Source organism: Tsukamurella conjunctivitidis (genome assembly GCF_007858475.1).
Classification (GTDB): domain Bacteria; phylum Actinomycetota; class Actinomycetes; order Mycobacteriales; family Mycobacteriaceae; genus Tsukamurella; species Tsukamurella conjunctivitidis.
Map to the genome: position 1 here is coordinate 445998 of NZ_VIGX01000002.1, position 20885 is coordinate 466882.

The 20885-nt window shown below is 70.9% G+C and carries 25 protein-coding genes; 17 read left to right on the forward strand and 8 right to left on the reverse strand.

Features of this window, described 5'->3' with window-relative positions; translation table 11 throughout:
- The first annotated feature begins 172 nt into the window (after window positions 1-172).
- Window positions 173-937 (forward strand): class II aldolase/adducin family protein, encoded by a 765-nt coding sequence (locus FK530_RS06110; protein ID WP_231706530.1) that lies wholly within the window; start codon window positions 173-175, stop codon window positions 935-937.
- Window positions 938-1044: 107 nt separating this feature from the next.
- Here FK530_RS06110 and FK530_RS06115 read toward each other — a convergent pair whose 3' ends face one another.
- On the reverse strand, window positions 1045-1413 hold the full coding sequence (locus tag FK530_RS06115; RefSeq protein WP_146486121.1) for an ArsR/SmtB family transcription factor: 369 nt from the start codon (window positions 1411-1413) through the stop codon (window positions 1045-1047).
- 16 nt (window positions 1414-1429) lie between these two features.
- Here FK530_RS06115 and FK530_RS06120 point away from each other — a divergent pair, with 16 nt between their 5' ends.
- The 4 genes from FK530_RS06120 (at window position 1430) to FK530_RS06135 (ending at window position 6279) form a co-directional block, all read left to right on the forward strand.
- On the forward strand, window positions 1430-1897 hold the full coding sequence (locus tag FK530_RS06120) for an SRPBCC domain-containing protein (RefSeq protein WP_146486122.1): 468 nt from the start codon (window positions 1430-1432) through the stop codon (window positions 1895-1897).
- Between the two features lie 42 nt (window positions 1898-1939).
- Window positions 1940-2800, forward strand: coding sequence for an SCO6745 family protein (locus FK530_RS06125; protein ID WP_146486123.1), 861 nt, complete (start codon window positions 1940-1942; stop codon window positions 2798-2800).
- Window positions 2801-2876: 76 nt separating this feature from the next.
- Complete coding sequence (locus tag FK530_RS06130; RefSeq protein ID WP_146486124.1) at window positions 2877-4292, forward strand: sigma 54-interacting transcriptional regulator; 1416 nt, start codon at window positions 2877-2879, stop codon at window positions 4290-4292.
- The gene (locus tag FK530_RS06135; protein WP_146486125.1) at window positions 4282-6279 is read left to right on the forward strand and encodes a vWA domain-containing protein; all 1998 of its coding nucleotides are present in this window, start codon (window positions 4282-4284) and stop codon (window positions 6277-6279) included. The genes FK530_RS06130 and FK530_RS06135 overlap by 11 nt, the downstream gene beginning before the upstream one ends.
- A gap of 43 nt (window positions 6280-6322) precedes the next feature.
- On the opposite strand, the gene FK530_RS06140 is transcribed toward FK530_RS06135, so the two are convergent.
- From FK530_RS06140 to rpmB, 7 genes are all read right to left on the reverse strand, one after another.
- Window positions 6323-6925, reverse strand: a complete 603-nt coding sequence (locus FK530_RS06140; RefSeq protein WP_146486126.1) for a DUF1707 SHOCT-like domain-containing protein — start codon at window positions 6923-6925, stop codon at window positions 6323-6325.
- A gap of 151 nt (window positions 6926-7076) precedes the next feature.
- A complete protein-coding gene (locus tag FK530_RS26315; RefSeq protein WP_191834070.1) occupies window positions 7077-8033 on the reverse strand; it encodes a hypothetical protein in 957 nt (318 codons plus the stop codon).
- Between the two features lie 137 nt (window positions 8034-8170).
- Window positions 8171-9109 carry an AEC family transporter gene (locus FK530_RS06150; RefSeq protein WP_146486127.1) on the reverse strand — a complete coding sequence of 313 codons (939 nt, stop codon included), beginning with the start codon at window positions 9107-9109 and terminating at the stop codon, window positions 8171-8173.
- A gap of 107 nt (window positions 9110-9216) precedes the next feature.
- Window positions 9217-9447, reverse strand: coding sequence for a 30S ribosomal protein S18 (gene rpsR / locus FK530_RS06155; RefSeq protein WP_146486128.1), 231 nt, complete (start codon window positions 9445-9447; stop codon window positions 9217-9219).
- A complete protein-coding gene (gene rpsN / locus FK530_RS06160) occupies window positions 9447-9752 on the reverse strand; it encodes a 30S ribosomal protein S14 (protein WP_146486129.1) in 306 nt (101 codons plus the stop codon). Before rpsN ends, rpsR begins: the two co-directional genes overlap by 1 nt.
- A complete protein-coding gene (gene rpmG, locus FK530_RS06165) occupies window positions 9752-9916 on the reverse strand; it encodes a 50S ribosomal protein L33 (protein WP_146486130.1) in 165 nt (54 codons plus the stop codon). The genes rpsN and rpmG overlap by 1 nt, the downstream gene beginning before the upstream one ends.
- Complete coding sequence (rpmB, locus tag FK530_RS06170) at window positions 9917-10153, reverse strand: 50S ribosomal protein L28 (protein ID WP_146486131.1); 237 nt, start codon at window positions 10151-10153, stop codon at window positions 9917-9919. It abuts the gene before it with no gap.
- Between the two features lie 46 nt (window positions 10154-10199).
- On the opposite strand from rpmB, the gene mrf reads away from it, so the two are divergent.
- The 12 genes from mrf (at window position 10200) to FK530_RS06230 (ending at window position 20603) form a co-directional block, all read left to right on the forward strand.
- Entirely contained in the window at window positions 10200-11417 is a 1218-nt protein-coding gene (mrf, locus tag FK530_RS06175; RefSeq protein WP_146486132.1) for a ribosome hibernation factor-recruiting GTPase MRF, read from the forward strand.
- Window positions 11414-11677 (forward strand): type B 50S ribosomal protein L31, encoded by a 264-nt coding sequence (locus FK530_RS06180; protein ID WP_146486133.1) that lies wholly within the window; start codon window positions 11414-11416, stop codon window positions 11675-11677. Before mrf ends, FK530_RS06180 begins: the two co-directional genes overlap by 4 nt.
- A gap of 77 nt (window positions 11678-11754) precedes the next feature.
- Window positions 11755-11928: a 50S ribosomal protein L32 gene (gene rpmF, locus FK530_RS06185; RefSeq protein WP_013127873.1), complete on the forward strand. Its 174-nt coding sequence runs from the start codon at window positions 11755-11757 to the stop codon at window positions 11926-11928.
- Between the two features lie 74 nt (window positions 11929-12002).
- The gene (locus tag FK530_RS06190; protein ID WP_146486134.1) at window positions 12003-12659 is read left to right on the forward strand and encodes a trimeric intracellular cation channel family protein; all 657 of its coding nucleotides are present in this window, start codon (window positions 12003-12005) and stop codon (window positions 12657-12659) included.
- Window positions 12660-12773: 114 nt separating this feature from the next.
- A complete protein-coding gene (locus FK530_RS06195) occupies window positions 12774-13460 on the forward strand; it encodes a response regulator transcription factor (RefSeq protein ID WP_146486135.1) in 687 nt (228 codons plus the stop codon).
- Window positions 13461-13464: 4 nt separating this feature from the next.
- Window positions 13465-14958, forward strand: coding sequence for a HAMP domain-containing sensor histidine kinase (locus FK530_RS06200; protein ID WP_166443257.1), 1494 nt, complete (start codon window positions 13465-13467; stop codon window positions 14956-14958).
- Between the two features lie 97 nt (window positions 14959-15055).
- Window positions 15056-16354, forward strand: a complete 1299-nt coding sequence (locus FK530_RS06205) for a S1C family serine protease (RefSeq protein WP_146486137.1) — start codon at window positions 15056-15058, stop codon at window positions 16352-16354.
- A gap of 26 nt (window positions 16355-16380) precedes the next feature.
- The gene (locus tag FK530_RS06210; RefSeq protein ID WP_410468441.1) at window positions 16381-16977 is read left to right on the forward strand and encodes a MogA/MoaB family molybdenum cofactor biosynthesis protein; all 597 of its coding nucleotides are present in this window, start codon (window positions 16381-16383) and stop codon (window positions 16975-16977) included.
- On the forward strand, window positions 16977-17198 hold the full coding sequence (locus FK530_RS06215; protein ID WP_146486138.1) for a hypothetical protein: 222 nt from the start codon (window positions 16977-16979) through the stop codon (window positions 17196-17198). Before FK530_RS06210 ends, FK530_RS06215 begins: the two co-directional genes overlap by 1 nt.
- Before the next feature lie 426 nt (window positions 17199-17624).
- The gene (locus FK530_RS06220; RefSeq protein WP_146486139.1) at window positions 17625-18284 is read left to right on the forward strand and encodes an MspA family porin; all 660 of its coding nucleotides are present in this window, start codon (window positions 17625-17627) and stop codon (window positions 18282-18284) included.
- A gap of 69 nt (window positions 18285-18353) precedes the next feature.
- A complete protein-coding gene (locus FK530_RS06225; protein ID WP_146486140.1) occupies window positions 18354-19052 on the forward strand; it encodes an MspA family porin in 699 nt (232 codons plus the stop codon).
- Window positions 19053-19205: 153 nt separating this feature from the next.
- Window positions 19206-20603 carry a hypothetical protein gene (locus tag FK530_RS06230; protein ID WP_146486141.1) on the forward strand — a complete coding sequence of 466 codons (1398 nt, stop codon included), beginning with the start codon at window positions 19206-19208 and terminating at the stop codon, window positions 20601-20603.
- Window positions 20604-20885: the final 282 nt, after the last annotated feature.

A 20885-nucleotide genomic window follows, 5' to 3' on the forward strand; every position in this document is an offset into this window, starting at 1 on the left:
CGGCGACGGTTCGCCGGAACGGCCCTGACGAACGCCCCCGCGGTGAATCATTGCCCGGGGGCGTTCGTCGTCCCGCCCACGGCGCGCGCCCGCTGCGCCGACCGACCGGAGGAGATGTTCGATGCAGGTGCCGCCCGAAGTCCGTCCGCTGCTGGAGGCCGCCGTCGGGCCCATGCCCGAGGACGCGGAGATGCCACTGCCGCCGATGGGGCTGTCGGTCGATGAGGAGCGTGAGCAGCGCAAACGCGACCTGGCGGTCGCCTTCCGCGTGTTCGGCCGCCTCGGCTTCTCCGAGGGCGTCGCCGGGCACATCACCGCGCGCGACCCCGGGGACGCCGGCCTGTTCTGGGTGAATCCGTTCGGTATGAGCTTCAATCAGATCCGGGTCTCGGACCTGATCTGCGTGGACCACAACGGCGTCGTGGTGCACGGGAGGCGACCGGTGAACCGGGCGGCCTTCGTGATCCACGCGCAGGTGCACGACGCCCGGCCCGATGCCGTGGCCGCCGCGCACGCGCACTCCGTGCACGGCAAGTCCTTCTCCTCGCTCGGCATCCCGCTCGCGCCGCTCACCCAGGACGCCTGCGCCTTCTACGAGGACCACGGCATCTACGACGACTACGCCGGCGTGGTCAACGAGACCGTCGAGGGCAAGCGGGTCGCGGCGGCGATCGGCGACCACAAGGCGGCGATCCTCAAGAACCACGGCCTCATCACGGTCGGCGGCTCGGTGTCGTCCGCGGCCTGGTGGTTCGTGACGATGGAGCGCTCCTGCCAGGCGCAGCTCCTCGCCATGGCGGCCGGGGAGCCGCAGGAGATCGATCCCGCGACCGCGCGCCTGACCCACTCGCAGGTGGGCAGCGATCTCGCCGGCTGGTTCCAGTTCCGCCCGCTGTGGGAACAGACCGTCGCCTCCTCGCCCGACGTCTTCGACTGACCGGTCCGACGACCGCGGCCGGCGAAACTCGCGTTCTGCGGGGATCCGAGCCGGGATTCGGCTTCGCACCCTCGCAGAACGCGAATTTCGAAACGTGCGGCGGCTGCTCAGCCGCGGGTGAGGTCGTCGAGGAGGGAGACGGCGGCGCGGGCGTACTCGCCGATCCAGCGGTCGTGGATGCGCTTGATGGGGACGGGCGCCAGGGTGAGGTGACGCTCGCGGCCGACCTTGCGGCCGATCACCAACTCCGCGCGCTCGAGGACGCGCAGGTGCTGCAGCACGGTGGTGCGGTCAAGGTCGGGGAAGTGATCGCACAGGTCGCCGGTGGTGCGGGGCGACTCCTTGAGCACATCGAGCATGCGCCGGCGCGTGCCGTTCGCGAGGGCCTTGAAGACCAGGTCGTCGGCGTCATCGGCCCCGGCCGCCGTCGCCCCGCCGGGTGTCTCGACTTCGCTCTTGCGATCGCGCTCAGACATGTTGTAGTTTTATCACATGTCAGAACTCAAGGAACTCACCTTCACCGTCTCCGGCTACGTGGCGCGCCCCACCGCACAGGTCTACGAGGCCGTCGCCGACCCCGAGCAGCTCTCCAAGTACTTCACCACCGGCGGAGCCCGCGGCCGGCTGGAGCCGAACACCGAGGTCACCTGGGACTTCGCCGACTTCCCCGGCGCCTTCCCGGTGCAGGTGGTCGAAGCGGATCCGCACTCCAAGATCGTCATCCGCTGGGAGGCCGAGGACGCCGTCGCCGGTGACGGCCACACCACCACGACCTTCGAATTCGCGCCAATCGACGACGACACCCGCACGCTGGTCACCATCACGGAGTCGGCGTGGACCGCCACCGAGGCCGGCGCCAAGGGCGCCTTCGGCAATTGCATGGGCTGGACCGGCATGCTCGCCGCGATGAAGGCATGGGTCGAGCACGGCATCAACCTGCGCGAGGGCTTCTACAAGTAGCCCGCCGTCGACATCCGGCGCCCGCCCTGACAGGGTGAGGACATGTCGGAGACAGCCGCCCTCGCCCGTCGCGCCTACGAGACCGTCGAGCCCTTCCACGTCGTCGCCTACTTCAACCCCGGCATCCGGGACGCCTGCAGCGACCTCGGGATCGACCAGCACGCCTTCTACGTCGGCGCCCGCGCGGCACCGATGGGTGAGGCGAACGCCTCGGTCGTGACGGCGGCCTTCTACAACTTCTCGCCCACCGTGATCGAGAACGGGTGGTCGCAGGCGCTGCGGGCGGGGCTCGCCGAGATCGACGACCGCCGCTACGCGATGCTCGCCGAGCAGTACGGCACGATCCTCGCGGGCATCGACCCCGCGGAGATCGAGGCCCTCGCGCAGGGCTTCGGCACCGTCGTCGACGGTCTGCCGCTGGAGGGCCGCGCCCTCGCCTCCGCGTGGGGCGGCTCGCCGGTCCCCGATGCGCCGGTGCTCGCGCTCTGGCGCCACATCTCCGTGCTGCGCGAATGGCGCGGCGACAACCACCTCGCCGAGCTCATCCGGCACGGCCTCACCGGCCTCGAGGCCGGCGTCTTCCACGAGGCCGACGTGACCGATCCCGAGATCCGTCGGCGCGTCATGGGCCGCCGCTTCTTCCGCATCACCCGCGGCTGGAGCGAGGAGCAGTGGGGCGCGGCCGTGGCGCGGCTCGCCGCGCGCGGCCTGGTCGAGGGCGAGCCGGAGGCGCACCGTCTGACCCCCGAGGGCATGGCCCTCTACGACGAGATCGAGGCGGGCACCGACGCCGTGAGTGGCGCCGCGTTCGGCGACGCCGCGGCGGGCCTGATCGATCGCATGCGGCCGATCAGCAAGGCCGTGATCGACGCCGGCGTCATCCCCGGTACCACGAAGAAGTAGCCCACCGGTATTCCCGGTTTCGCTGCGGGCGTACTCGCTAGGGCGGGGACGGCGGATCGGCGTAGCGTTGTCTTCCGTGAGCACTGCACGCGCTGATGTACGCACCGATCCGCCCGCCGAGCTCCCTGCGACGCTCGGCGAACTCAAGGCCTCCGGCCACCTCTATCGCGGGATCAAGGACGAGCTCCGCGGCAATCTGTTGGCCGCGCTGCGCAACGACACCGACCCCTGGGACGGCATCCAGGGCTTCGACGACACCGTCATCCCGCAGCTCGAGCGCGCCCTCCTGGCCGGCCACGACGTGGTGCTGCTGGGCGAGCGCGGGCAGGGCAAGACCCGCCTGATCCGCACCATCGTCGGCCTGCTCGACGAGTGGACGCCCGTGATCGACGGTGCCGAGCTCGGCGAGCACCCCTACCACCCGATCACCCCCGCCTCGATCCGGCGGGCCCAGGAGCTGGGCGACGAGCTGCCCGTCGCATGGCGCCACCGCGACGAGCGCTACTCGGAGAAGCTGGCGACGCCGGACACCTCCGTCGGCGACCTGGTCGGCGACGTGGACCCCGTCAAGGTGGCGCAGGGCCGCAGCCTCGGTGACCCGGAGACGATCCACTTCGGCCTCATCCCGCGGGCGCACCGCGGCATCGTCGCCGTCAACGAGCTGCCCGACCTGGCCGAGCGGATCCAGGTCGCGATGCTCAACGTGATGGAGGAGCGCGACATCCAGGTCCGCGGCTACACGCTGCGCCTGCCGCTCGACGTGCTGCTGCTGGCGAGCGCGAACCCCGAGGATTACACCAACCGCGGCCGCATCATCACGCCGCTCAAGGACCGCTTCGGCGCCGAGATCCGCACGCACTACCCGCTCGACCTCGAGGACGAGGTCGCGGTGATCGAGCAGGAGGCCGACGTCGTGGCCTCCGTGCCGCAGTACCTCACCGAGGTGCTCGCCCGATTCACCCGCGAGCTGCGCGAATCCCCGGCGGTCGACCAGCGGTCGGGCGTCTCCGCACGGTTCGCCATCGCGGCGCAGGAGACGATCGCCGCGGCGGCGCTGCACCGCGCGGCCGTGGGCGGCGAGGAACTGCCCGTCGCGCGTCCCGTCGACCTGATGACGGTGCCCGACGTGCTGCGCGGCAAGGTCGAGTTCGAGGCCGGTGAGGAGGGGCGCGAGATCGCGACCCTGGTGCACCTGCTGCGTCGTGCGACGGCGGAGACGATCGGTGAGTACCTGCTGGGCGTCGACCTGGGGCCGCTGGTGGAGGCGATCGAGGCCGGCGGGCCCATCGTCACCGGCGACGACGTGACGGCCGCCGAGCTGCTGGAGAACCTGCCCGAGGTCCCCGTGCTCGCCGAGGTCTACCGGCGCCTCGACGCCGACGAGCCCGGCGAGCGCGCCGCGGCCGCGGAGTTCGCGCTCGAGGGCCTGTACCTGGCCCGCCGGATCGGCAAGGAGTCCGACGACGAGGGGCAGACCGTCTATGGCGGATAGGTCGTCGCGCGCGCGACGCGACCGGCAGGGACGGCGCGGGCACCTGGCCCGGTACCGCCGCTACACCGGCGGGCCCGATCCGCTGGCCCCGCCGGCGGACCTGCGCGACGCGCTCGAGGAGATCGGGCGCGATGTGATGAGCGGCGTCTCCCCGCGCCGCGCGCTGCAGGAGTACCTGCGCCGCGGCAGCGAGAACCGCCGGGGCCTGGACAAGCTCGCGGAACTGGCCAACCGCCGACGACAGGAACTGTTGCAGCGCAACAACCTCGGGAAGACCTTCGAGGACGTGCAGAAGCTGCTCGACGATGCGGTGCTCGCGGAACGCAAGGAGCTCGCCCGCGCGCTGGACGACGACGCACGGTTCCAGGAGATGCGGATCTCGAACCTGCCGCCGTCGGCGGCGCAGGCCGTGCGCGAGCTGGGTGACTACCAGTGGCGCTCGCCCGAGGCGGCGCAGAAGTACGAGCAGATCCGCGACCTGCTCGGCCGCGAACTGCTGGATCAGCAGTTCGCCGGGATCAAGCAGGCCCTGGAAGGTGCGACCGACGAGGACCGCGCGGCGATCCAGAAGATGCTCGACGATCTGAACGCCCTGCTGGACAAGCACAACGCCGGCACTGCGACCCAGGACGACTTCGATGATTTCATGGCCGAGCACGGCCAGTACTTCCCGGAGAACCCGCGGAACATCGACGAGCTGATCGATGCGCTCGCCCAGCGGTCCGCGGCGGCGCAGCGGCTCTACAACAGCCTCACCCCGGAGCAGCGGGCCGAGCTGGAGGAGCTCTCGCACGCCGCTTTCGGCTCGCCGCAGCTTTCCCAGGCCCTGAACGATCTGACCGGCAAGCTCATGGACGCGCGGCCCGGCGAGGACTGGTACGGCAGCCAGGAGTTCGAGGGCGGCGAGGGCATGGGCCTCGGTGACGCCACGCAGGCGATGCAGGACATCGCCGACCTGGAATCCCTCGCCGAGCAGCTCAGTCAGCAGCACAACGGGGCCTCGCTCGACGACATCGACCTCGATGCGCTGCAGCGCCAGCTCGGCGACGAGGCCGTCGCCGACGCGCGGACGCTCGCCGAGCTGGAGAAGGCGCTCAAGGACCAGGGCTACTTCTCGCGCGATCCGGACGGTGCTCTCCGCCTGTCGCCCAAGGCGATCCGCCAGCTGGGGCAGTCGATCCTGCGCGACGTCGCGGACCGGCTGACGGCGCGCGGCGGCGAACGCAACACCGCGCGGGCCGGCGCCACGGGCGAGGCCACCGGCGCCAGCCGGGAATGGCGCTTCGGCGACACCGAACCCTGGGACGCGACCCGCACGGTGCTCAACGGCGTCCTGCGGCAGGCCGCCTCGGGGGAGACCGGCCCGGTGACCTTGGACGCGAAGGACATCGAGGTCACCGAGACGGAGGCGCGCAGCCGTGCGGCCGTCGCGCTGCTCGTGGACACCAGCTTCTCCATGGTGATGGAGGGCCGTTGGCTGCCCATGAAGCGCACGGCTCTCGCGCTGCACCAGCTGATCTCGACCCGGTTCCGCGGGGATGATCTGGCGCTCATCAGCTTCGGCCGGTACGCGCGCACGCTCAGCGTCGGCGAACTGACCGGGCTGGACGGCGTGTACGAGCAGGGCACCAACCTGTACCACGCGCTCGCCCTGGCGCAGCAGCACTTCCGGTCCCACCCCAACGCGCAGCAGGTGCTGCTCGTCGTGACCGACGGCGAGCCCACCGCGCACCTGGAGCGCAACGGCGAGCCCTTCTTCGACTATCCGCCGCACCCGCGGACGCTGGCGATGACGGTGCGCGGCCTGGATGCGGTTGCGGCGCAGGGCGCGCAGATCACGGTCTTCCAGCTGGGCGACGACCCCGGCCTCACCCGCTTCCTCACCGCGGTGGTGCGGCGCGTGGGCGGGCGGCTGGTCTCCCCGGACCTGGACGGTCTCGGCGCCGCCGTGGTCAGCGACTACCTGGGCAGCCGCAAACGGCGGTAGGGAGCACGAGGCGGATCGGGGCGCGGTGCGAGCCGGTCGGTGACTACCGGATCGCGACCTCGACGCCGCCCCAGAAGGCGAAGCCCTTCACCACGATCCGCGGGCCGGTGGGGTCGCCGGTCTGCGGGTTCTTGTGCTCGAAGGCACCCATCACACCGACGCCCTCGACGTGCACGTTGGCGCCGCGCGGCAGGATGATCTTCACGCCGCCCATCACGGCGTAGGCGTTGAGCGTCACGTCGCCGACGAGGAAGGTCGCCTCGCGCAGGTCCAGCGTGACCCCGCCCCAGAAGGCGGTGGCGGTGTGCTCGGGGCCGACGGCGATCGGGCCGCGCACCTTCGTCTCCGACATCACGGCCCACTTCGTCTCGCCCATCCGCGGCACCCCGGCCGGGGCGGACGACGGTGCGCGATACGCCGGCGCGGACGTCGCGGGGAGGTTCTGGACGGCCGGCAGGTCCACGACGAGGCTGTCGAGATCGGCGAAGGTCCGCGCGGCCACCGCCTGCTGCGAGCGCTCCTCGTACTCGGGGAGTGTCAGTTGGCCGAGGCCCAGGGCCTCGGAGAGCATCTCGACGACGCGGTTGCGGTCGTGATCGGAGGCTCGCAGGACGTCGCGGCGCAGGGGTTCCAACTCGTCGGACATGACATCGACTCTAGGGGATTCCGGCGGCCCGGCGCCCGCGAAAAACCGGGTACTCCCGGCGGCGCCGCGCGCACCCTCCCGAAACGCCGCCGTCCCCAGGTCGTGGACCTGGGGACGGCGTTCCCGTGGGGGAGTGGAGCGGGGCGCTGCGTCAGAGCAGGCGGCCGACCACGGGGAGGCGCTTGAGCAGCAGCGCGATGCCCGAGGGCTGCCCCTTCTTCGGCGCGGCCTTCGCCACGTCCTTCGACGGTGCCTCCGCCTTCACGTCCGCCTTCGCCGTCGGCGCGGCCTTGCTCTCGGTCTTGGCGGCGGGCTTCGACGTCTTCGCGTCGATCGAGGCGGGCGCCTTGCCCTTCGAGGCGGCGTCCTTCTGCGCGGCGATCGGGGTGATCTTGGCCTCCGAGGCCTTGACCGGGGTCTTCTTGGCAGCGGGCTTCGCGGCCGCCTTGGTCGCGGCGGGCTTCGACGCGGCCGGCTTCGCGGCGGTGGACTTCGCCGCGGACTTCGACGCGGTCTTGGCGGCGGGCTTCGCAGCGGCCTTCGCCGGGGCCTTCTTCGCGGGGGCCTTCGCGGTGGTCTTCTTCGCGGCCGGGGTGGCCTTCTTCGCGGGCGCCTTCTTCGCCGGAGCGGTCTTCTTCGCGGCCGGCTCGGCGGCCGGCTTCGCGGCGGCGGGCTTCGCGGGCGCGGCGGCGGCACCGTCGAGGCCCAGCACGGCCCAGGCGTCCTCCCAGCCGGCCACGGCGTCCGCGGTCACGGTGAGGTTGGTGTTGGCGGTGAGCGCCTTGCCGGGGTTCTTGCCCTCCCAGCCGGCGGCGAGCTTCGCCACGTGCGCGGCGTAGTCGGCGGCGGACGCGAGCGCGATGGGCGCACCGTCGGACAGGTCCACGAGGGCCCATGCGGTGACGGGGGCCTTGACGGCGGCCTCGCTCTTGCGGGCCTGCCACGAATCGCCGGTGGTGGCCTTGACGCGGAGCGTCTCGGTGCGGCCGTTCGCGGTCACGGTGACGAGCGTGGTGCTGCCCTTCGTGGTCACCTCTGCCTTGCCCCCGCGGGCCTCAACGGCAGAGACGAACACCTCGACGGCGCGCTGTGCGGCGGTCTGAGCCATGGGTCTCTCCTGGGTTCGGTTCGCAGCGCGCCGTTCAGCACGCTGCTCGTGGCTTCATTAACCCATGAGTAGTTTCGGGAACCCAAGCCGAAATGGACGTCACACGCGTAATGTGACCGGGTCGTTCGTCACATTCATCAGGTGAGAAGGAACGCGATCAGCATGATCGCGGGGATCGACAGCGCCGTTGTGATAAGGCCGGAGTCCCGCGCCAGGATGACGCCGCGGTTGTACCGCAGGCCGTAGACCAGCACGTTCTGTGCCGTCGGGAGCGCGGCGGTCACCGTCTGAGCGAACAGGGCGTGCCCCGTCTGACCGAACAGGTACCGCGACATCGCCCAGGCCAGCACCGGCATTGCGATCATCTTGAGCACGGTCGCCAGGGCGATGTCCCGGCGGGGCGCCTCGCCCTTCTGCAGCACGCGCACGCCGCCCAGGGAGAGCCCGAAGACCAGCAGCGCCATCGGCACGGAGGCATCGCCGAGCAGCTTCACCGGGCTCATCAGCCAGTCGGGTGGGTGCCAGCCCGCGAGCGAGATGGCGAGGCCGAGGAGCGCGCCCATCACGATGGGGTTCAACAGTGGCGTGGCGACGGTCCGCCACAGCGGCTGAGCGGGGCCCGGCCGGTCGCGCGACTCGGCGAGGTCGAGCATGGTGAGCGCGATCGTCGAGAAGACGAGGATCTGGAACAGCAGCAGCGGCGCGACGTACGAGGTGTCGTGCAGCACGAAGACCGCGATGGGGATGCCCAGGTTCGAGGAGTTCACATAGCTGGAGGCGAGCGCGCCGATGGTGGCGTCGCCCATCGTCCGCCGCCAGACGACGCGGACGATCACGTAGTAGACGGCGGCGATCGCCAGCGCCGACCCGGCGCTGACCGCGAGCCGCGAGCTGAACAGGACGGACACGTCCGTCGTCGCCAGGGCGTGCAGCAGCAGGGCGGGGGTGAGCAGGTAGAAGACGAGCAGCGAGAGCTGCTTCTCCGGCTGTTCGCCGAGGACCTCCCACCGGCCGAGGAGCCAGCCCGCCGCGATGATGATCGCGATCACGGCGAAGCCGGCCAGTACGGAGGTCACGGGCCGAAAGGTTACGCGACCGAAGTATCGCCGCCGACGGCTGCGACGGGTTGCGCCGCGCGGGGGACGGCCGTGCCCCCACGCGGCGCCGGCGACGACGTGCGGCGCTACTTCTTCGAGGAGTAGGGGAGCAGCGCCATCTCGCGCGCGTTCTTCACCGCCAGCGCCAGCTTCTTCTGATCCTGGGGCGAGAGCCGGGTCACCGCGCGGGAGCGCAACTTCCCGCGGTCGTTGAGGAAGGTGCGCAGGTAGGTGACGTTCTTGTAGTCGAGGGCGCCGTCGGGCACGCGGACGAGGCCGCGCCGCGGGGCCGGTGTGCGGGTGGGTCGACGCGCCATCACCAGCTCGACTTCCGGACGCCGGGCAGCCGGCCCTCGTGCGCCAGTTGCCGCACCTTCACCCGGGAGAGCCCGAACTTGCGCAGGTGTCCGCGCGGGCGGCCGTCGGCGGCATCGCGGTTGCGCACCCGGGTGGCCGAGCCGTCGCGGGGCAGCTTCGCCAGCGCGGTCACCGCCGCGGACCGGTCGTCGGGAGAGGTCGACGGGTGCGCGATGACGCGCTTGAGCTCTGCGCGCCGCTGGGCGTACCGCGCGACCAGGACCTTGCGCCGCTCGTTCTTGGCGATCTTCGCCTTCGTCGCCATCAGCGCTCCTCCCGGAAGTCGACGTGCTGCCGGACCACGGGGTCGTACTTGCGCAGCACCACGCGGTCGGGGTCGTTGCGACGGTTCTTCCTGGTCACGTAGGTGTACCCGGTGCCGGCGGTGGACTTGAGCTTGATGATCGGGCGGATCTCGTTGCGGGCCATTTACAGCTTCTCCCCTCGGGACGCGATGTCGGCGACCACGGCGTCGATGCCGCGGCGGTCGATGGTCTTGATGCCCTTCGTGGACACCCGGAGCACGACGGTGCGCCCGAGCGAGGGCACGTAGTAGCGGCGGCGCTGGATGTTCGGGTCCCAGCGGCGGTTCGTGCGCACGTGAGAGTGCGAGACCCGCTTGCCGAAGCCGGGCGCTCGACCCGTGACCTGGCAGTGTGCGGACATGGTCCTCCTTCTTGCGAATGATTGTCGATAAGGTAACGTACTAGAAATGGGAATCATTTCCAATAGAACCCCGGTCCTGCTGCTGACCGGCTTCGGCGGGCAGGAGCGCGCGCTGGAGCTGGCCGAACCCGGCACCGTCGTCGTGCACCACGACCTGTCCGGCCTCCGCGAGGGGCTGGTCGTCCGCTCGGAGGCCACCGTCCGGCCCGACGGCACCGCCGAGGAGCGCGTCGCACTGCTGGAACTGGCCCACGGCTGCGTCTCCTGCACGCTGCGTGAGGACCTGCTGCCGCTGCTGCGCACGCTGCACCGCCGGGCGAGCGTCCGGCGCATCGTCGTGCGGCTGGACCCGATCCTCGAGGCGGACGCGGTGCGGCACGCCATCGAGCACGTGGTCGTCGAGATGGTCGGTGCCGTGGCCGGGCCGGCCGCGCGTGACGTCGAGGTGACCGGCGTGATCGGCTTCGTCGACGGCGCGACGTGGCTGGACGACGCGCTCGGCGAGGAGGATCTCGGCGAGCGCTTCCCCGTCCCCGACGACGACGAGCGCACCGTCGCGCAGCTCACCGTCGGGCACGCGCAGAGCGCCGACCTGCTCGTCGTCTCCGGTGACAGCCCCGACCCCGCGCGACTGCGCGCCGTCCTGCGGCGGCTCGCGCCCGGTGCCCCGATCGCCCGCGAGCGCGTCCCGCTGACGAATCTGGTCGAGCGCCTGGGCGTCCCGCGCGCGCCGATCGAGCCCTTCGGGCCGCTGCTGCCGGGCTGCCCGCCGCTGGACCCCGACGGCGACGTCCGCCTGATCGAGTTCAGCGCACGCCGCCCGCTGCACCCCGGCCGCTTCCACGAGGCGATCGACGTGCTGCTCGACGGTGTCGTCCACGCGCGGGGCCGGATCTGGCTCGCCACCCGCTCCGACGAGGCCTTCTGGCTGGAGTCCGCCGGCGCGGGACTGCGCGTCGGCGCGGCCGGGCCGTGGCTCGCCGCGGGCGGCGACGGATCGCCCGAGCGGTGGGCCATGGCGTCCGCGGCCTGGGACGAGGTGCACGGGGACCGGCGGACCGACCTGGTGGTGCTCACCGCCGGCGCCGACCCCACCCGGATCGCCGAGACCCTGCGGTGGGCCGAGCTGAGCCCCGCCGAACTGGCCGCCGGACCGGGCGAGTGGGCGCGCTGGCACGACCCGTTCGGCGCGATGCACGCGGACCCGTGTGAGGACCTCGCCGCGCCCGCGGCCGAGGCCGAGATCGATGAGGAGATGTCATGAAGCAGGGAATCCACCCCGAGTACCGCCCCGTCGCGTTCCAGGATTCGTCGACCGGAAAGGTCTTCGTCACGCGGAGCACCGCCACGTCGACGCGGACCGTCGAGGTCGACGGCGCGACCTATCCGCTGATCGTCGTCGACGTCACCAGTGACTCGCACCCGCTGTGGACGGGGAAGCAGCGCGTCGTCGACACCGCGGGACGGGTGCAGAAGTTCCAGGAGAAGTACGCGCGTTTTGGCGGGCGGGCCTCGGGACGGTAGACTTCAGTGCTTGTGACGTTGGAAGCCTTCCGGGCTCGCGTCGAGAGCTTTTCTCATCAAGACCGATAGGAAGAATCATGGCTGTACCGAAGCGCCGTATGTCGCGGGCGAACACGCATGCTCGTCGCTCGCAGTGGAAGGCGAACAACCCCGAGCTGCAGGCCGTGCAGGTCGGCGGCCGCACCCACCTGGTTCCGCGTCGCCTCGTGCGCGCCGCGAAGCTGGGCCTGGTCGATCTCGACCGCCGCTAAGCTCACTGATCTTTCCCCGAGAGCGGGTCGGCCCTGTGCCGGCCCGCTCTTGAGGTGTATCCGAAGGGGCCCTCGTGCTGCTGGCGGTGCTGAACTACGCGGGCATCGCGGTCTTCGCCGCGTCCGGCGCGCTGATCGGCGTCCGTAAGCGGCTCGACCTGTTCGGCGTGTGGACGCTCGCCGCGCTCACGGGCGTCGGCGGCGGCGTCGCGCGCGACGTCCTGCTCGGCATCCACCCGCCCGCCTCCTTCCAGGGCTGGGAGAACATCACCGTCGCGTCGATCGCGGCGGCCTTCGTCTTCGTCTTCCACCCGCAGTTCGGCCGGCTCCGCAACTCCGTGCTCGTGCTCGACGCGATCGGCATGGGCGTCTTCTCCGCGACCGGCGCGCTCACCGCGCTGCACCACGACGCGTCGCCCTTCGCGGCCGCCCTCATCGGCATCACCACCGCGCTCGGCGGCGGCGTACTGCGCGACATCCTGGTCAACGAGGTGCCGCTGCTCATCCAGGAGCGCGACCTCTACGCCATCCCCGCCCTCACCGGCGCCGGCGCGACGGTGCTCGCCGCGTCCTGGGGCGCGACGGACGCCCGCGCGCTGGTGGTCGGCGCCGTGCTGGCCTCCGGATTCCGCCTTCTCGCGCTGTGGCAGGACTGGCGCGTACCCATCGCGCCCGAGGACGTCGCCGGCCGCTTCGTGGGCGCCTGCAGGCGCGCGCTGCGTCGTCGCTGAACCGGCGGACCGTGGAAGCCGTTGTCCGCGCTGAACCCGTTGTTCGCTCAGGGCCGAGCGCCGACAAGGGCCCCTTAAGCCAATTCACACACGACTTCGGTAAGACTGTGGACTATGCGAATTCTGGTGGTCGACGACGATCGTGCCGTGCGGGAGTCCCTGCGCCGCTCGCTGACCTTCAACGGGTACCAGGTGGACACCGCTGTCGACGGGCAGGACGCGCTCGACCACATCGCGAGCAACCGCCCGGAAGCGCTGGTCCTGGACCTGAACATGCCCCGCATCGACGGTCTCGAGGTGTGCCGCCGCCTGCGCAGCGCGGGCGACGACCTGCCGATCCTCGTGCTCACCGCCCGTGACGCCGTGAGCGACCGGGTCAGCGGCCTCGACGCGGGCGCCGACGACTACCTGCCCAAGCCCTTCGCATTGGAGGAGCTGCTGGCCCGGATGCGGGCGCTGCTGCGCCGCGCTGCACCGGAAGCCGGCGCCGACAACGAGGTGCTCCGCTTCGAGGACCTCAGCCTCGACCCGGCCACCCGGGAGGTGCTCCGCGGCGACCGGAACATCAGCCTCACCCGCACCGAGTTCAGCCTGCTCGAGATGCTCATGAGCAACCCGCGCCGCGTGCTCACCCGCAGCCGGATCCTGGAGGAGGTGTGGGGCTACGACTTCCCGACCTCGGGGAACGCGCTCGAGGTGTACGTCGGGTACCTGCGCCGCAAGACGGAGGCCGAGGGGGAGAGCCGCTTGATCCACACCGTGCGGGGCGTCGGTTACGTCCTGCGCGAGACCCCGCCGTGATGCGATGACGGTGCCGAGGCACGCGCGTCCGGAGGTCCGGGACCGCCGCCCCATGCGCGACCCCAACCCGATCACCCGCAACGTCAGCTTCCGCTGGCGCGTCACGCTGCTGGCCGCGGCCGTCGTGGGCATCACGGTGGCGCTCATGGCGGCGTCGGCGTTCTTCGTGGTCAAGCGGGCGATGTACGCGGACGTCGACAACCGCCTGCACCAGCAGGTGGACTCCGTCGCGCCCGCGATGAGTTCGCCGGTCACGCAGTTCACCACCGTGATGATGATGCTGATGTTCCGGCCGGACATGTCCGTGAACCGGACGATGGTGGTCTACCCCGACGGGACGCCGTACCACTCGGGCCCGTCCGGGCAGGTCCCGATCGGGGAGCCCGAGCGCGAGGTGATCTCGGGCAAGCTCGCTCAGTCGCTGCGCTCCGAGGGCGACACCCGCGTCATGGCGCGGCGTCTCGACAACGGCGTCACGATCATCGTCGCCGAGGACCTCACGCCGACGAAGAACCTGCTCAGCGAGCTGGGCACGGTGCTCGTCGTGGTCGGTGCCTGCGGCATCGTGCTCGCGGCGATCGCGGGCACGGCCGTCGCGCGGGGCGGGCTGAGACCGGTGCAGCGGCTCACCGAGGCCGCGGAGCGCGTGGCCCGCACCGACGACCTGGCCCCGATCCCCGTCACCGGGCGCGACGAGCTGGCGCGCCTCACCTCCAGCTTCAACACCATGCTCAAGGCGCTCGCCGAGTCGCGCGACCGGCAGGCGCGCCTCGTCGCCGACGCCGGGCACGAGCTGCGCACTCCGCTCACGAGCCTGCGTACCAATGTCGAGCTGCTCGTCGCCGCGAACCGGCCCGGCGCGCCGCCCATCCCCGAGGACGACATGAAGGAGCTCTCCGACGACGTCCTCGCCCAGGTCGAGGAGCTGACCACGCTGGTCGGTGACCTCGTCGACCTGGCACGGGAGGACGCGCCCGAGGCGGTGAACGAGGAGGTCGATCTCGAGGAGATCCTGCAGAAGGCGGTCGAGCGCGTCGAGCGCCGCCGCCCGACGGTCCACTTCGACGTCACGAGCGCCCCGTGGTTCGTCTACGGCGACAACGGCGGCCTGGGCCGCGCGGTGGTGAACGTCCTGGACAACGCCGCGAAGTTCTCGCCCGACGGTTCCGTGGTGCGCGTCGAGCTCGCCGAGATCGGCGTGAACCGGGCGGCGCTCAGCGTCGCCGACAGCGGGCCGGGCATCCCGGAGGAGGACCGGGAACTGGTCTTCGAACGCTTCTACCGCTCGATGGCGAGCCGGTCGATGCCGGGCTCCGGCCTGGGTCTTGCGATCGTCAAGCAGGTGGTGGAGCGGCACGGCGGCTCCGTCGCGGTCGGCACGGCCGACGGTGGCGGCGCGCTCGTGCGCCTCGAGATCCCCGGCAGCCCCGTGGCGGGCGGCCGGGCCCCGCAGGTGGTGCAACGGGAACCCCGTCTCCGCTTGCTGCGAGGCAAATGATGGAGTGTGCCCCGGGGCGAAGTGACAATCTGCTCACAGGCACTTCACAGCAGGCGTATGCAATGTGGGCGGGGAAGAACACGAAGGAGGGGGCTCCATGACCGAGGGTCCGCAGAATCCCTATGACCAGGGGCAGCCGGCCGGGCAGTACGGCCAGCAGCCGGGACAGCCGTCGCAGCCCGGCCAGGCGGGCCCGCAGGCGGGGCAGTACCGGCCCACGCAGCAGTACTCGGGCGCCTATCCGGCGCCCGGCGGCGGACCGTCGGGCTACCCGGGTCCGGGCGGCCTGCCCGCGGTGACCACGACGCCCCCGCCCGCACGCGGGCCGAAGATGGGCGCGCTGGTCGCGATGGGCGTGGCGATCGCGCTGATCGCGTCGCTGCTCTCCGTGACCGGTGCGTACCTGGTGTGGGGCAAGCAGGACTCGACATCGACGGTGACGGTGTCGGGCGGAGACGCGCCGCCGGTGGTGAAGGGCTCGGTGCAGGACGTGGCGCAGAGCGTGCTGCCCGCGGTGGTGTCGATCGACAACCAGGCGGGGAACTCCGAGTCGTCGGGCTCGGGCGTGGTGATCAGTGCGGACGGCAAGATCGTGACGAACAACCACGTCATCGCCGGTAACGGCAAGCTCACGGTCTCCTTCTCCGACGGCAGCGTGAGCAGCGGCGCCGTGGTGGGCGCCGACCCCATCACCGATCTCGCGGTGATCCAGACCGACAAGCGCGGCCTCAAGCCGCTGGCCTTCGCTGACAGCGGCAAACTGACCGTCGGCCAGGAGGTCGTCGCCGTGGGTGCGCCCCTCGGGCTCGCCGGCACGGTGACCAGCGGCATCGTCTCCGCCCTGAACCGCCCCGTGGCGACCAGCGGTAAGGACTCCGACCAGGCGACGGTGATCAACTCGGTGCAGACCGATGCGGCGATCAACCCGGGCAACTCCGGTGGCGCGCTGGTGGACATGACCGGGCGGCTCGTGGGCATCAACTCCTCGATCGCGACGCTCGGCGGGTCGAAGCTGACCGGCCAGCAGGGCGGCAGCATCGGCCTGGGCTTCGCGATCCCCTCGAACCAGGTGCAGCGGATCAGCAAGGAGCTGATGGAATCGGGCTCGGCGTCGCACGCGGCCGTGGGTGTCACCGTGGACCCGCGGGCGTCGGTGAGCCGGCCCGGTGCGCTGGTGGTGGAGGTCTCGGCCACGGGCGGTTTCGGTCGCGCGGGCATCCCGAAGGGCGCGCTCGTGACCAAGGTCGACGATCTGCAGATCTCGGACGGCTACGGATTGATCGGAGCCGTGCGCGCCTATCCGCCGGGGGCTACCGTGACCGTTACCTACCTCGACAGCCCGAGTAGTACGAGTCCGGTGACCAAGCAGGTGACGCTCGATAAGTTGGACAAGTGACTGAGGAGTCGAAGATGACCGCGGAGATGAGCCAGAGCCGAGCAGCGGATGACGCGTGGCTGGAGGACGAGGTCCTGGACGTGCCGGCGCTCGACGACACGGCGCTCGACGGTGCCGGCGTGATCGGCCGTGCCCTCGTGGTGGTCGTCGACGACCACCTGCAGCCCGGCGCCTCCCGCGCGTCCGGCGCGGGGAAGTCGGTGGGTTCGCTGGTGACGGAGCTGCTCGAGGAGGCCGGGTTCGAGGTGGACGCCGTGGTCGTGGTCCCCGCCGAGGAGGTGGACGTGCGCAACGCACTGAACACCGCGGTCATCGGCGGCGTGGACCTGGCCGTGACGATCGGCGGCGTGGGCGTGGGTGCCCGCGACGTGACGCCCGAGGCCACCGAGGAGATCCTCGACAAGAAGCTCCCCGGCATCTGCGAGGCGCTGCGCTCGTCGGGGCTCGCCGCGGGCGCGACCGACGCGGGCCTGTCGCGCGGCCTCGCCGGCGTCTCCGGCAGCACCGTCGTGGTGAATCTCGCCAGCTCGCGCGCGGCGATCCGGGACGGCATGGCGACGCTGACCCCGCTCGCCGCCCACGTCATCCGCCACATCGCGGGCGGCGACGACCAGGCCCGGTGATGACCGCCGGCGAATCCCGCCCCGAGGGCCCTGCTTCCCGGAAGTACTCCGCACGCGACATCGCACGGATCTTCGGGGACGTCCTCCCCTCGCAGACGAGCGACGATCTTCCGGACGACGCCGCACCCCGCTCGGGTGCGGCGTCACCCGTTTCCGGGTCCGACGGTGACCCGACCGAGCGCTGGTACCGCGAGAACCGGCCGCCGCACCACGGCGGCTGAATGCGGCGGATCGGGCAAACGTGCTGGTAGTGTGACTAAGGACACAGCCGCCGCGTGAAACGGTCAGGTTACGGCTCCGGGTTATCTGAGTGAACTCTCAGCAGGAAGCCTGCCCTAACTAGGGCGCTGGTAGGCGCCCGTTTCCAGTGAGTGCGACCTAAGAAGTGCAGGTTGGCGCATGAGTACTAGATTAAAAATAGTAATGGGTACGTTCACGAATTCTGCATTTACGAAGATCGAAACCGTTGCGCCGTCTCGAAACCTGAGGATATGCTCCGCGGGAACCGTAGGTCAGCGAAGACTTCCGGGGAACCGATAGTGATCCGGCGCTGAGACGATGCGCAGGATTCGGTCCGTGGCTGGGTGAGCCTCCGGGCCGGCGCTCCTACCGGAGCGTCACACCATGATTCCTGGTGAGGGGAACGAATGAGCAAGATGAGCAAGGTTGCAGGGCGCGCTGGCGTCGTTGCGATCGCGGTGGCCGCGGCCGCCTCGGTCGCCGCTGGATCGGCCAACGCCGGCCCGCTGCCCAGCGGTCAGAAGACCGTTCCGGCCCCCGAGGGCTGGAGCGTCGTCCTGAAGTCGACGGGTAACTCCTCGGCGATCCAGGGCTCGCTGGCCACCGCCCAGTCGCGTACCGCCTGGTACACGTCGAACGGCTCGGTCACGGTGAAGGCTCCGGCCGATGCCAAGGACATCCAGGGCAAGCTCGGCGTCGGCGTCATCGTCGGCTGCCAGTTCCCGGGTGCGATCGGCGTCGGCGCCAACGTCACGGGCCCCGGCGCGGGCCTCGACTCGAGCGGCCCGACCGCGAGCCTCGGCGGCGCTGGCGTGGACCTGAATGTTCCGCTTACCCCGGGTGCGACGTCGAGCGTCACCGGCTACGGCCGCGGCGACCAGATCGGTTCCACGGACTCGATCAAGTTCACCAAGGCCGGCACCTACAACGTGTCGATCAAGGACCAGAACATCGACATCAAGCACTGCTCGGGCTACGCGCAGGCGCGCGTCGTGACCTGGGTCGAGATCAAGGGCAGCAACCGTATTCAGGGCTTCCTGTACGGCGCGCCGTTCTCGCTGGGCTGATTCCCCGACCGACCTGACTCTCTCTTGCCCGCCCCGCGGGGCGGCGATTCCCGAAGGAATGTCATTTCAATGAAGAACATCGCGATCCGCGGCGCCGTCGTTGCCGCCGCGGCCGGCGTGGCGCTCGGCACCGTCTCCACGGGTGTGGCCAACGCCGACACCTTCATCCCGCTGCCCAACGGCAGCGTCTCCAACAAGGTGGGCGACTCGAACGTCGTCGTCTCCATCACCAACCAGAGCGCGAAGCTCTCGCCCGGCATGGTGGCCCTGCCCACCACCCGCAACGCGTGGGTCTCGGGCCTCGTCTCCGTCAAGATCAACGGCGGCAAGCCGGACGGTGGCTCCATCGCCGCCGGCTACGCCGTGGGCTGCCAGGTGGACGTCGGCTCGGCCGGCGTCACCGCCGGCGTGACCGGCGATTCGGGTGCGTCGATCGGCTTCAACGGCCCGACCATCCAACCGAAGGTGACCGCCAAGACCGGCGCGTCGATCAAGCTCTCCGCGGGCAGCATCGGCACGCAGATGCTGACCTATGACCGCGCCACCTGGCCGTCGCCCGGCGACGAGATCGCGCCCGACTGGGCCGATCCCAGCACCGGGTTCAAGTTCAAGGGTGCCTCGGGCTCGCTCGCCTACACCGAGCAGACCATCGGCGTCGACGGCTGCGCCGGCTACGCGCAGGCGCGCTTCTTCGCCAAGGTCAAGGTGAAGTCGGGCAACACGCAGTCGACGGTGTTCCTGTGGGGCAAGCCCTTCACCCTGGGCTGATCCCCTCCACACGCTAGAAGGCGGTGTCCCTCCGGGCACCGCCTTCTGTGTCTCATCAGATTGGTACTACCGTACGAATCGGGCACGGCGCCGCCCGGTTCGTAGCTGCATTACCTCCGGGCGCTGCATCCGTCCTCAAGGAAGCTGACACCAATGAACACGAAGGCCACCTCCCTCACATCCCTCACCGCGGTCGTCGCGGCCGCCGCCGTCGCGATCGCGCCGGTCTCCGGCGCAGTCGCCGCGACCTCCGGTCCCGCCGCCGCCCCGCAGGCCACCGTCGCGAGCGCTATCGCGACCCCCGCGGCGGTGCTCAAGAACATCGCAGCGGCTCCCGCGGCCGCCAACGCCGCCGCCGTCCCCGCCGCTCTCGGCACCTTCGTCGTCGTGACGGACGAGGCCGTCCAGGGAGCCTCGGCCGCCGCGTCGACCGCGGTCGCCCAGGCGGCCGCCGTCGAGCTGCCCACGGTCCCGAAGGCGGTGACCGACATCCTCAACGTCGCCGGCCTCCCGGTCCAGGCGGTCTACCGCGTGCTGCAGACCAGCCAGGGCGTCTACACCATCTGGTACAAGATGCTCACCTCGGTCCCGCAGGCCATCTTCAAGGGCGAGTTCGGATCCGTCCCGACCCTGTTCCAGAAGGCCGTCTCGGACTCGTTGACGTGGATCGCCACGGGCGCTGGCCCGAAGGCGCCCGAGGCGCCCAAGACCGCCTCCGCGACGTCGTCGGAGACGGCCGCCGCTGTTGCGCCGAACCCCATCACGGCCGGGCTGGACGTCCTGGGCATCCCGGTGGCGACCGCGTACGCGGGAGGCCAGGCGGCACTCTCGATCTACAAGAACTTCTACGGCCTGCTGACCTCGGTGCCCCAGGCGATCTTCCAGGGCAAGTTCGGTGACGCCGTGAACCTCGTGGCCGATGCGGTCACCAAGTCGGTGACGACCATCGTCGAGTTCCCGGGCGCTCAGATCAAGGCGGCGTCGGACAAGATCGAGAAGCTGATCGCGTCGCTGACCCCGGCCACGACGGCACCGACCGTCACGTCGTCGGACGCGGTGTCGCGCACCTCTGTCGCGAGCGCGGGCGAGTCGCCCGTGACGTCCGTCGCGGACAAGGCGGCCGTCGCGCAGAAGCCTGCGGCCGAGTCCGCGAAGCCGGCCGCCGAGTCGAGCCAGGCCGCCGTGGAGACGGCCAAGCCTGCGGCCGAGACCTCGAAGCCGGCGGCCGAGACGTCGAAGCCCGCGGTTGAGACGTCGAAGCCCGCGGCTGAGCCGACGGCGGCCAAGCCGGCCGAGTCCACGCAGACGCAGAGCAAGCCCGCGGCCGAGGAGTCGAAGCCCACCGCGGAGTCGAAGCCGTCTGCCGAGTCGAAGCCGTCTGCTGAGTCGAAGCCGGCGGCCGAGTCCAAGCCGTCCGCTGAGTCGGCCGCGACAGAGCCGAAGGCGACCTCCGACTCGAGCTCGAAGGGCTCCTCGGCAGGTGCCTCGGATTCGTCCGCCTCGGAGGGGTCGAGCGCTTCCGATTCGTCGGCGGGTTCGAGCGCGAAGTAGGTTCTTTCTTCACTGCAGCGCATCGCGCGTCCCGGCACCGCCGGGGCGCGCGATGCGCTTTTCTGCGGCCCGACCGCCCGGCGCGGTCAGGCGAGACGGGCGCATCGGGGCGATGCCGCCCCCGCTGACATGCGCTGATGTCGCCGTTGTGTGGTGGGCACCGGCTCGTGGCGGTCGACGCGTCCGGTCGGGGACGAGTCGGCCTTCGATTGCTGATGCAATTCGGAAAGGCGTGCTCGTCGTTTTCCTCACCCAGTAGTGCCGTCGTTTCTCTCGCTTCGG